Annotated in this window: 10 protein-coding genes and 1 pseudogene; all 11 read right to left on the bottom strand. The window is 45.1% G+C overall.

All coding sequences use genetic code 11. The features are described 5' to 3' along the window. Window positions 1–204: 204 nt before the first annotated feature. The 11 genes and pseudogenes from ACTTKA_RS11425 to ACTTKA_RS11375 all read right to left on the bottom strand — a co-directional run bounded on the left by ACTTKA_RS11425 (window position 205) and on the right by ACTTKA_RS11375 (window position 10913). Window positions 205–1338 (bottom strand): aspartate aminotransferase family protein, encoded by a 1134-nt coding sequence (locus ACTTKA_RS11425; RefSeq protein ID WP_442725127.1) that lies wholly within the window; start codon window positions 1336–1338, stop codon window positions 205–207. Window positions 1339–1370: 32 nt separating this feature from the next. Then, on the bottom strand, window positions 1371–2345 hold the full coding sequence (argC, locus tag ACTTKA_RS11420) for an N-acetyl-gamma-glutamyl-phosphate reductase (RefSeq protein ID WP_442725126.1): 975 nt from the start codon (window positions 2343–2345) through the stop codon (window positions 1371–1373). Then, window positions 2342–3589 carry an argininosuccinate synthase gene (locus ACTTKA_RS11415; protein WP_442725125.1) on the bottom strand — a complete coding sequence of 416 codons (1248 nt, stop codon included), beginning with the start codon at window positions 3587–3589 and terminating at the stop codon, window positions 2342–2344. Before ACTTKA_RS11415 ends, argC begins: the two co-directional genes overlap by 4 nt. Before the next feature lie 22 nt (window positions 3590–3611). Continuing rightward, window positions 3612–4262 carry a GNAT family N-acetyltransferase gene (locus tag ACTTKA_RS11410; RefSeq protein ID WP_442725124.1) on the bottom strand — a complete coding sequence of 217 codons (651 nt, stop codon included), beginning with the start codon at window positions 4260–4262 and terminating at the stop codon, window positions 3612–3614. Beyond that, entirely contained in the window at window positions 4259–4708 is a 450-nt protein-coding gene (locus ACTTKA_RS11405) for an arginine repressor (RefSeq protein ID WP_442725123.1), read from the bottom strand. The genes ACTTKA_RS11410 and ACTTKA_RS11405 overlap by 4 nt, the downstream gene beginning before the upstream one ends. Window positions 4709–5347: 639 nt before the next feature. Beyond that, window positions 5348–6265, bottom strand: a complete 918-nt coding sequence (locus tag ACTTKA_RS11400; protein ID WP_442725122.1) for a helix-turn-helix transcriptional regulator — start codon at window positions 6263–6265, stop codon at window positions 5348–5350. A 30-nt stretch (window positions 6266–6295) separates the two neighbouring features. Beyond that, window positions 6296–6808, bottom strand: a pseudogene (locus tag ACTTKA_RS11395) (type II toxin-antitoxin system death-on-curing family toxin); the annotation flags it as partial. A 134-nt stretch (window positions 6809–6942) separates the two neighbouring features. Further along, window positions 6943–8025 (bottom strand): hypothetical protein, encoded by a 1083-nt coding sequence (locus ACTTKA_RS11390; RefSeq protein ID WP_442725121.1) that lies wholly within the window; start codon window positions 8023–8025, stop codon window positions 6943–6945. 20 nt (window positions 8026–8045) lie between these two features. Then, on the bottom strand, window positions 8046–8645 hold the full coding sequence (locus ACTTKA_RS11385) for a hypothetical protein (RefSeq protein WP_442725120.1): 600 nt from the start codon (window positions 8643–8645) through the stop codon (window positions 8046–8048). A gap of 6 nt (window positions 8646–8651) precedes the next feature. Beyond that, on the bottom strand, window positions 8652–10619 hold the full coding sequence (locus ACTTKA_RS11380) for a tetratricopeptide repeat protein (protein ID WP_385978549.1): 1968 nt from the start codon (window positions 10617–10619) through the stop codon (window positions 8652–8654). Between the two features lie 36 nt (window positions 10620–10655). After that, window positions 10656–10913, bottom strand: a complete 258-nt coding sequence (locus ACTTKA_RS11375) for a hypothetical protein (protein ID WP_442725119.1) — start codon at window positions 10911–10913, stop codon at window positions 10656–10658. Window positions 10914–10980 lie beyond the last annotated feature (67 nt).

Genomic DNA, 10980 nt, shown 5'->3' with positions numbered 1-10980 from the left:
CAAAAATATACCAATAACCCCTACTTTTCAATAACGTTGCAACAAAGTCATTGACCATTAACAATTGAATTATGTTGTGCCGGGTACACGGTATCCGAACGCAGAGGGACATCCCCCCCTCCCCCCCCTTCAAAAGGGGGGAAGAGCGCAGCGAAAAGGGGTGTTATCCCTTCAAAAAGGGAAATTTGCAGGGCTGACCGCTGATTACTGACCACTGTCAAACACCCTTCGGAGCTTGTGCAGAAACTCGTCTGCCTCGGAAAACGAGAGTGAGAGGGGAGGAAGCAGGCGCAGGACATGCGTACCTGAGCAGCCGGTAAATACATGCTGTTCGTAGATGAGGCGCTTGCGCAGCTCTTGAATCGGGAAATCAAATTCGAGACCGATCATCAGCCCTTTGCCGCGCACTTCTTTGATTTGCGGGAGTCGGCCGAGTTCGTCAAGCAGGTATTGCCCGACGGCGGCCGCATTTTCGATGAGCTTCTCCCGTTCGATGACGTCGAGCACGGCCAGAGCGCCGGCGCACGCGAGGTGATTCCCTCCGAAGGTGGTGCCTAACTGCCCGTGCACAGCCTCGAAGCGTGGAGAGATAAGCAGAGCGCCCATCGGGAAGCCGTTGGCGATTCCTTTGCCGACGGTAATCAGATCGGGCTTGACGCCGAGATGCTGATGCGCGAAGAACCGTCCTGAACGCCCGTAGCCGCATTGTATCTCGTCACAGATAAGCAGGGTGCCGTATGCGTCGCACGCTTCGCGCAGTCCCTGCATAAATTCGCGTGTGGCCGGACGAATGCCTCCCACGCCCTGAATACATTCGACGATGCACGCGCACACATCGCCCTTGGCCAGTTCGGCATGCCACGCGTCGAGATCGTTCAGCGGCACGAAGGTAGCGTGTCCGTTCACATTGACGGGCGCTGTGATTTTTGCGTTATCCGTTACTTCGACAGCCAGCGAGGTTCGCCCGTGAAACGACTTTGTTGCGCTGAGCACCCGTCTTCGCCCGTTGTGAAACGAAGCGAGCTTGAGGGCGTTTTCGTTCGCTTCGGCGCCACTGTTGATCAGGAAGAGCGCGTAATCATCGTATCCCGATACGAGTCCCAACCGTGCGGCAAGGGATTGTTGCAACCTGTTCACGACGGAATTTGAATAAAACCCCAACGTTTGCACTTGCCGGGCAATGGCAGCGGTATAAACCGGGTGACTGTGCCCGATGCTGATCACGGCATGCCCGCCGTACAGATCTAAATAGTCGTTGCCCTGTTCGTCCCGGATACGGCAGCCTTCACCTTTCGTTATGGCGATGTCGAAAAGCGGATATACGTCGAAAAGATTCATGCTTTTGTCTTTGTTTTTAGAATGTTTGATGGTTAAAATGCCACGGGTTTCAACCGCAAGCCTGCTGTTTCGTCCAGACCGAACATCAGGTTCATGTTTTGAACGGCCTGTCCGGATGCGCCTTTGAGGAGGTTGTCGATAACCGCCGTGATGAGCCATTTGTCGTCGAACGCGTCGGCATGAACCAGTGCCTTGTTCGTGTTAACCGCCTGCTTCAGATCGGGTGCATGCGGAACATAGTGCGTAAAGGCGGCATCGGCATAAAAATCGGCAAACAGCTTGTCCGTTTCTTCCTGCGTGAACGGTTTTTCCGTTCTGACGACGGCGGTACAGAAAATACCTCGTGTAAAATCGCCCCGATAGGGGATGAACTCGATATCGCCGGCAAAAGCGGGTTGCAGTTGCCGCAGCGACTGTTTGATTTCGGGTACATGGCGATGCCGGAACGCCTGATAGATGCTGATGTTGCCGTTTCGCCAGCTGAAATGCGTCGTATCGGAAGGTTTGACGCCTGCTCCCGTCGAGCCGGTGATGGCATTCACTGCCACATAACCGGAAAGCAGGCCGCGGGCTGCCAAAGGAAGCAGCGCGAGCTGGATACACGTGGCGAAGCAGCCGGGATTGGCTACATGGTGCGCATGACGGAGTGCGTCGCGGTTTATTTCCGGCAGGCCGTATACAAAATCGTGATCCGGCGAGGCCAGACGGAAATCCTGTGCCAAATCGATGATCTTGACCCGCGCGGGAATATCGTGCGATTGCAGAAAACGCGTGCTTTCGCCGTGTCCGGAGCAAAGAAACAGCACGTCGACGGTATCGAACGGCATTTGATCGGTAAAGCGCAGGTCTGTTTCGCCATAGAGTCCGGCATGTACGTCGGTCAGCGCATTGCCGGCGTTGCTCGACGAGTGCGCGAAGGCAATCGTTGCCTGCGGATGGTGTAGCAGCAGGCGTATCAGCTCTCCGGCGGTATAGCCTGCTCCGCCGATGATTCCCACACAGATCATATCAGCTCCCGTTCTTCCTGATGGTTCGTATAATAGACCCGCAACGGCGTGGAAAGGACTTTGATGAACCCTTTAGCCTCGTCGGCCGTCCAGCCTTTCTGTGTCTCTCCGTATTCTCCGAACTTCGTCTTCACCAAATCGTCTTTCGACTCGACGCCGACGGTCGAGAAGGAGTAAGGACGCAGTTCGAGCGTAACGGTTCCGTTCACGTTCCGCTGACTTTCGGTCAGCATCGCTTCGATATCGCGCATCACGGGTTCGAGATACTGGCTCTCGTGCAGAAACATCCCGTACCAGTTCGCCACTTGATCTTTCCAGTATTGCTGCCACTTGGAGAGCGTATATTTTTCGAGGAAGCGGTGTGCGCCGATAATCAGCATCGGGGCGGCAGCCTCGAAGCCCACGCGTCCTTTGATCCCGATGATGGTATCGCCCACGTGCATGTCGCGCCCGATCCCGTAGGCGGCGCCGATTTTCTCGATCGCCAGAATGGCTTTGATCTTGTCGGTATATTTTTTACCGTTCACTGCAATGATTTCACCTTTCTTAAATTCGATCTTCAGCAGCTCGCTTCCGGTTTTCTCCACTTGCTTGAGATAAGCCGTTTCGGGCAGTCCCTGAGCCGGGTCGAGGATTTCGCCTCCGCAGATCGAGGTGCCCCAGATGCCTGTGTTATATGAATATTTGAGTTTTTTGAAGTCGGCTTTGAAACCGTTTTTGTTCAGATAATCGATTTCAAACTGCCGGCTCAGATTCATGTCGCGCGTAAGCGTAATGATTTCAACGTCGGGGCAGATGACGAGGAACGTCATGTCGAAGCGCACCTGATCATTGCCTGCGCCGGTCGATCCGTGAGCAATGGCTTGCGCCCCGATCTCGTTGGCGTAGCGCGCAATGGCCATGCCTTGAAAGATTCGCTCGGACGAGACGGACACGGGATAGGTGCCGTTACGGAGAACATTGCCGAAGATCATATATTTTAAACTCTTCTCGTAATATTCTTTCGTAACGTCGAGCGTAACGTATGCCTTGGCGCCGAGTTGATAGGCGTTGGCTTCGTTTTTGCGGAGCTGCTCCTTGCTGAAGCCTCCCGTGTCGGCACATGCCGCATAGACTTCGTAGCCTTTCTCACGTGCCAGGTACATAACGGTAAACGACGTGTCGAGTCCGCCACTGAAGGCGACTACAACTTTCTTCTTCGCACTCTCTGTCGTTGAGGCGGCATTTTTAATTTCCTTTTTCATCTGTTTTGAATGATTGCGTTGTTTATGATTTTGTTTCTTTAGGCTTGGAACGTGAGCTGTTGCGCCGTTTCGCCCATGTCTTGTTCAGTTTTTCGAGCATGAGGCATCGCGGGTCTTCGGGATCGAAGAGCATGGCGGTGCAGATGCAGTATTGACGCTGCGTGCGCGTAAGTACATCGTGGTTGACACAGCCGTTACAGCCGCGCCAGAACGCTTCATCGTCCGTCAGGTCGCTGAATGTGACGGGCACGTAGCCCAATTCGGTATTCATCTTCATGACGGCGCTGCCCGACGTCAGACTGAAGAGTTTCGCCTTCGGCCACCGTAGCCGCGCCAGCTGAAACGCCGCGTGTTTGATGCGTTTGGCCAGCCCGTGGTTCCGGAACTTGTCGGCCACGATCAATCCCGATGTAGCCACATACTGTTTGTTTCCCCACGACTCGATGTAGCTGAATCCTGCAAATTCATCGCCTGCCAGTGCGATGATAACCTTTCCTTCGCGCATTTTTTGAGCTACGTACTCATGTGTACGCCTTGCGATGCCCGAGCCGCGTTTGCGAGCAGCGATTTCGATCGTATCGAGGATGGTATCAACGTATTTTTCATGACTTTCGTCCGCTACCATCACGTCAAATTCCACTTCGTCCGTTTGTTTTTTTGTTGTTTTCGTCATTTTTTTCCTGTTTCATTGGCCTGACGGCCGGTTAAAAACGGTTCTAATGCTTTTGCCACCTGCTTATTCGAGTATCCATCGCGTGGAATAACGAGGATGGTGTCATCGCCGGCAATCGTGGCAAGGATTTCGCCCGGCGCGATGCGGTCGATATCCGACGCAATGGCCATAGCATAGCCCGGTGGCGTTTTGAGCACAGCCAGATGCCCCGAAAATTCAACGGCAGGCTTGCCGGCCGGTATCGCGTCGGGCAAAACGTAGATATACCGGTTGTCGCCGTCGTGTCTTTTCACGATTTTCAACTTCCGGATATCGCGCGAGAGGGTGCCCTGCGTCACCTCGAAACCTTTGTTGCTCAAGGCTCTCTGCAACTCGTCCTGACTCCGTATCATCTCCGAACGAATGATGTTCTCAATTGCGTTCAAGCGTTTTTGTTTGATGTTCATAATGAATAAATATCCAAAATTCGATGCAAATATACGCATATTATCGAATAAATATTCCGAAATCGTATTTTTTTTGAATTTTTATTCTGCCCAAGACACTTGATTTTTCAGCGATAAGGGAGAAAATAATGACTATGTTGATTGAGACAAAAAACTTTTCTTATTCGTTCTCAGCAGATTGTATATTGTTAACGATACCTTTGTGTATTTTTATGCAATTTACGTAATAGCTTTGTATAAAAAATAGTTTCCCCCTCTTCCGAACATTCTAATTAACATGAGTTCAACGTAGGGCAACCGCATCAAAAATTTTGAAAAAAAATACAAGTTGCTAATTTTTAAATGATTGCATTTTGGGAATTATACTCAAAGATAAAGAATGTACTCAAAATAATGATTGACAATCAGATGATTACATTTTAATGTGGTTTCCCGGTTGTTTTGGCCTCATAGAATTAGTTTATTCAAATATACCCCTTTTATCTATGTTACATATCCGTTTGACGGATGAACCAATATAAAGGATAAGTAAGAACGGACTTAGGGAAAATAAAATGCTAACATTTCGTATTATAAAAAAATAGAAGTCGAATTATTCGGTCGGTTTACGGCAAATACTTCAATCTGATGATTCAACTTCTACCCTTTCCGGTACAGCGCGTGCATTTCTTCGACCATGTAACGGAGTTCGCCTCGTACCCATTCGGGCGAGAGAAGCTCGACTTGGGCGCCATGCGAGAGAACTTCCTGAAAGAAATCGTACGTCGGATAGAGCCGGTACTCGAAGACGGAATACTCCGGATAGTGTTCCACCTCATTCTGCGAAGTGTGCAACGGCAACGAACGGAAATACTTGCGTTTGTTTCCCGCCTCGGAGACTTTCAGACGGATCGTTTCCACATCTAACTCGGGATCAACTATTATCCCAAAAGAATCAGCAAAATACGTTTTCGCATCAAACGTGTCGGGGAAGACGAACGAATCGTTCGTCGGCTCTATCCGTTTTATCCGGTCTAAGGCGTATGTCCGTATCTTCCGGCACTCCGGCTCACATACCACCACGTACCAGCGTTGCCGGCTCACTTTCACGCAGTACGGATCGGCCAGAAAGGTTCTGGGATGATCACAATGATAGCTTTGATACGTCACCTGCAGGCGTCTATCGGTCTGCATCGCCTCAATGATTTTCATCAGCGATTCATTGCCCGAAGGGATGCGCTCAAACAGGATACGCGCTTTGAGCTTGCGACTCTCCTGAATGATGTTGTTGACCGCAAACGAACTCAACAGCCAGCTTTTGATGTGATCTTTGCTGATGTCGTCCGTATTTTCAATGCGATAGGTATAACCGTTACTCGCGTTGCAGATGATATTGAGGTCGAACGTCTCTTCGATAGCCCGCTTGTAATCGTCGAACGTACGCTTGGGCAACGGCCGGCCGTCGTCGTTCAGCGAAGAGTTTTCCCACGCTTCCGCCAGCTCTTTGTACGTGATACCTCCCGTGCGGTAGAGCCGGTCGATGATCCAGATGTATTTCCGGAATTGATGCTTTGCCATAGAACGATCGTTATATTGATAAATTACTTGTTATTCATTGTTTGCATTGATCAGGCAGACCGTCAGCCGCACCATCAGGTCTTTCTCCTCGGCAGGACTGCATGCAATCATCAGCGTAAGCGCCACTAATGTGTTGTCCGCGATGCGCTTGCTGCCATCCGTTCGGTAGAGCAGGCCGTTGTGATACATAAACCACAGAAACAGCATCGCGGCAATACGCTTGTTGCCATCGCTGAACGAATGGTTCTTTACCACTAAATAGAGCAGCATGGCCGCCTTCTCTTCGGCCGAAGGGTAAAGCTCCCGGCCATCGAACGTTTGATAAATCTGCCCGATAGAGCTTCGGAACGACCCGTCTTTCTCGTTACCGAACAGCGGGCTACCCCCAAACCGTTCCTTCAGGCTATGGATGGCTTCCATCGCCCCCTTGTATGTGGCGCGAAACCGAGGAGGACCGCTCACGGCCTCCACCTCGATCTCGTGGTAGTCGTACTGATCCAACAGATCCAGTGCATAACTGTAATCCGCCACGACCTTATGCAGCGAACGGCTCTCCGCAGTAACTATTTGTTCTTTTTCAGTCATCTATATCCGTTTATCTATTATATTTTGTCCTTATCGACACCGCAAAATTACGTATAAGCTACGCAGAAAACCCGCAGAAGAGCAGAATGAAATTATTTATCATCTTTTACCCTACGGAGATATTCATAATCTTCCCAAACGATATGATAAATTTTCTTTTGGATACATGCCATAACAAAAGGAATAGCAATAAGTAAAATCAAAAGAAATATTGAAATCAGACACACGGAAACACCAGGGAATAAACCACCCATAAGACTGTTGAAATTTTCAATAAATTTAAAAACATCAGATGGGACACATTCGAATCTATCTTTCAATAAATCAAACAATAAAGAGAGTAAGCATATAACCTCATAGAGCAGTACCACCCCAAACATACTCCTTAAAAATGCAAACTGACTCTCTAATATATGAACATCATTGCGATAAGTATTTTTAGCCACAAAAGCATAGGCTTCATAATAGTGATCAAGACATCCTTTTTTCCCTTGATACCCCTCTTCCTGAAAGTTTCTTTTAAAAAAAGTCCGAATTTTCAAACAACAATTCTTCTTCTCATCAGAAAAGTCATTATATTTGTTTTGAAATATCTTTCTTTTCACTTCGCCATATATTTCTCTTATCATCTTCCTATTGTTTCTTTCTATTAGCTTAAACAGATTACAAATTCTCTTCCTAAACAGGTATTCCTGAATCTTTTTAGGGCAATGCTTCATGTAATCACAGAAGTCTTTATTATAGTTTGAAGCTATCTTCTGACATCTTTGACTTTTCTTCTTTATCTCTATTGGTTCAGACAGACTACACTGCTTATTTTTAAAATAAAACAAAAAACACAAAACAATCACAAACAAAGCAACAACCACCAATAAGACCCAACATTTTTTAACTATTACAGAAAATAACATAACAATTATCAGACTAATAAGTAACGCCGAAATTATAAGACACTTCCTCCATAACAATTCCATAAACTTACAATAAATAATCCCCACTAAATAGCTTGTGGCAGTAAAGAATACACCAACAATCCAAGGGTTTATTCTATTTTCATCTATCGTTAAATTATTTCCAAAAATTACATTACTTGCCCAAAAGATAATTAATGCCCGGGGTATCAACATCGCTAAAATATCATATAGCGATAGCTTAGAAGAAATTTCTGTGTTCATAATGGTTGTTTTTTCTTTGTTTAAAATACAATATTTCTATTCTTATTGTTTCGTTCCTGCATTTTTGAAATAATGGCATTTTGTTGTAATTCGTATTCTTGATATATTTCAGCATAGTAGTCGTTGTATCTACTTTCAATTTCTGCCACTCTTTGGGCTTGTTGCTGATGGTGTTGTTCAACCTCTTCCTCAAATGCTTGCATGGAGATATGATAGTCATTCATCCGGTCGTTATAATTACTTTGAGTAATTTGGTTTTTGATTTTATCATAAATAAATCCAAAGATAGAAAGACCTGATCCTATATAAAATACATTTTTCACCCATTCCCACGTGTCCCAAGAGATTGTCATAAATAATCCCAGCAATAATCTGATTAAATGCAATATAAATAGAAGAATCAATATAAGTATTGCCGGAATAATAATCTTCAAGAATAAAGAAGATTTATTGGGTTTCACCGGTTCTTTTACGGTAAATACAGGAACAGGATATTGTCTTTCGATATCAAACAATTCTCTTTCCTTCTGAGATTCTATCTCCTCAAATTGAGGCTTGAACATTCTTTCCAAATTGCGTAAATCCCTTTGAGCCGACGGTGATAAAGTATTTAAATCCATATTATTTCAGTTTTTAATTAGTGATTCTATTTCCAATGCTCTTTGTTCAGAAATACCCAATGTATTTCTTATCTTTTTTAACAGCCTCCGCTCGCTGTCTGTAATCTCTCCCTCAGCCATACACTGCTTATATTCTTCTAAATATTCAAGTTCATCTTCTGTAAGCATAGTATCTGAACAAACCATTTTCTCTAATTCCGCTGCTCGATCATCAGATATCCCGAAACTCTTTCGGATTCTTTCCAAAAGTCTCACTTCCTTTGCGGAAAAATCTCCGTTATTGCTTACATAGCACTCTTTATATTCCTCTATATATTCTTTCTCTTTCTCCGTTAGATGATCCGGCAGTTGTGCAGGTTCGCTATGGTTCGTACCGTTCAATTGATTAATCGGAGCAAATGTCACATGGATTTGAAGAGAAATATTTTCTTTTTTCTTGAAAGAGCTTTCTACTTCTTTCTTATATTGACCTTCTATCTGTGTCAATTTCATAAACTCCGCTTTCAGACTGACTAGATCGGAAGCTTTTACCATCGCACTTTCGTGATTGTTCGAGGCCATCCTTTCCACATGTTCAAGCAGGCCGCCCTGTAAACGCTGCGTAGCTAATCGTTTCCATGAGGCTTCATGTTCGTACCAAACTAATCCGTCCGGCACAAACGGTTTTTGGCTCGGACTAAATTTCTGGTTAAGAGAAAGCTTATTTCTAAGCTGTTCAAATCTTGAATCTTCTCTATTCTTTTCATAAGAGCCTTCTACAGATACTTTAATATGGCTGGCTTTTCCGGAATGAGACGAGTTGGTGTTTACTTTGTTATCAAAAGATTTGTCTTTTTCGCTTTCAATAGTAACCTCTGTTGCTCCTAAACATTGGGCAAGCCAACAAAACTCCCTTAATCGGTCTTCGAGAAAAGTCAGGTCATAATCTTCAAAAGGGATATAGCGACCTGAAATATACGGATGGGCGACATACAATTGATCCGCAATGGGATGTCCTATAGGAAACTGTAACGCTCCTAACAAATCCATCCTCATAACAGCAATTTGTTTAGAATCCAAGCTGTTGATTTTGCTAACCGGTAGTAAGAGTTTTCTCTGATTAAAATCTAATTCTGCAAAATGTTCACTATACTTTTTGTCTATATCCTGAAATTTCTGATGCCTAAAATTTTTACTTTCTTCATAAGGAGAAAACTGAATGGAGTTAAAATAGTATCTCCTTGCTTCAGCATAATTTTCCTGCTGTAGATAGATATAGCCGATGGCATTTAAGGCGCCACTTTTCTCTTCATTAAACGCTTCTGGATTATCAGCTTCTTCAATCGCTTGTAATAAGCGTTCTGACTCATATTGCGCTTTGGAAAAATCTTCTTGTTTGATAGCCATTTGCACCTTCTCCCATCCCAGAGCCCTCTGATAACCATACAATTTGTGATATTCATTTATAGCAGCGTTCGCTTCCAAAAATTTTTCTTCTTCTATAAGCATCAAAATATTGGAGAGCATATCATCACTTGGATCTTGTGGTTCACACAAACATGCAATTTCAGTCAGAACATCTGCAAAATATTGTGCATATTTGGGATCTACATTGTTTTTCTTGAAAAAAAAGTTTATCTCCAACGGTAAAAGATCACCGTTATAATAAGAGATATAGATATTCAAATCTTTATATTCAACCTTTAGTATATCACTCCAACCGATAGCATAAATTTCTTCCGGCGAATTATTTTCAGGGAGCAAGTGTATACCCGATGTTGTGATCACCATTCCTTGACTAGATGAAGACCAAAAAGAAGTGTCTCTAAAGAAAAGAATATCTTCGTCAAAAGATAATTGAAAGTTCTTTCGGATAGCTCCTTTTGTTTCTTCAGGGATATCGAAATAAAATATATCAAAGCCATTGTGATATGCGTTTTTTAAATCTCTTGCTTTACTGACAAACGTTTGTCTGATTTGTTTTTTTATGTCCATCACATTAAAATTAAATTTATTTTTCTTTCTCCTTTCTCACAACGCCGGGGCGTGTTTGCCGTGATTGCTTCCTTTAGGATAGCGGGGGCAGGGACCGATTACCATCGCAGCGATGGTGGGATACTCCTTTCCGCAATGCTTGCAGGTGTATTTTTTCTTTTCTCCTCCTTCGTAAAGTTTGTGCTTCCCCCGGTTAGACCCGTCCGGATGACGCGGACAAAGTCCGTTCGTCAGTTGTTGTACACTCGGATACGGCTTTCCGCAGTATTCGCAATAAAAATTCTGTGTTCCCATACATTATATAGATTTATTGCTGTCCGGTAAAACTCAAAAAGACAAAATCATCTTACTCGAAGCCCTT

Source organism: Tannerella sp., from assembly GCF_052170195.1.
GTDB lineage: Bacteria > Bacteroidota > Bacteroidia > Bacteroidales > Tannerellaceae > Tannerella.
Note: the sequence above shows the minus strand (reverse complement) of the source record. Positions and strands in the feature narration are given on the sequence as shown.

What these genes read in the sequence shown, in the direction of transcription:
- ACTTKA_RS11425 (WP_442725127.1), bottom strand. Translation starts at nt 1,338, where the DNA reads ATGAATCTTTTCGACGTATATCCGCTTTTCGACATCGCCATAACGAAA.
- argC (WP_442725126.1), bottom strand. Translation starts at nt 2,345, where the DNA reads ATGATCTGTGTGGGAATCATCGGCGGAGCAGGCTATACCGCCGGAGAG.
- ACTTKA_RS11415 (WP_442725125.1), bottom strand. Translation starts at nt 3,589, where the DNA reads ATGAAAAAGGAAATTAAAAATGCCGCCTCAACGACAGAGAGTGCGAAG.
- ACTTKA_RS11410 (WP_442725124.1), bottom strand. Translation starts at nt 4,262, where the DNA reads ATGACGAAAACAACAAAAAAACAAACGGACGAAGTGGAATTTGACGTG.
- ACTTKA_RS11405 (WP_442725123.1), bottom strand. Translation starts at nt 4,708, where the DNA reads ATGAACATCAAACAAAAACGCTTGAACGCAATTGAGAACATCATTCGT.
- ACTTKA_RS11400 (WP_442725122.1), bottom strand. Translation starts at nt 6,265, where the DNA reads ATGGCAAAGCATCAATTCCGGAAATACATCTGGATCATCGACCGGCTC.
- ACTTKA_RS11390 (WP_442725121.1), bottom strand. Translation starts at nt 8,025, where the DNA reads ATGAACACAGAAATTTCTTCTAAGCTATCGCTATATGATATTTTAGCG.
- ACTTKA_RS11385 (WP_442725120.1), bottom strand. Translation starts at nt 8,645, where the DNA reads ATGGATTTAAATACTTTATCACCGTCGGCTCAAAGGGATTTACGCAAT.
- ACTTKA_RS11380 (WP_385978549.1), bottom strand. Translation starts at nt 10,619, where the DNA reads ATGGACATAAAAAAACAAATCAGACAAACGTTTGTCAGTAAAGCAAGA.
- ACTTKA_RS11375 (WP_442725119.1), bottom strand. Translation starts at nt 10,913, where the DNA reads ATGGGAACACAGAATTTTTATTGCGAATACTGCGGAAAGCCGTATCCG.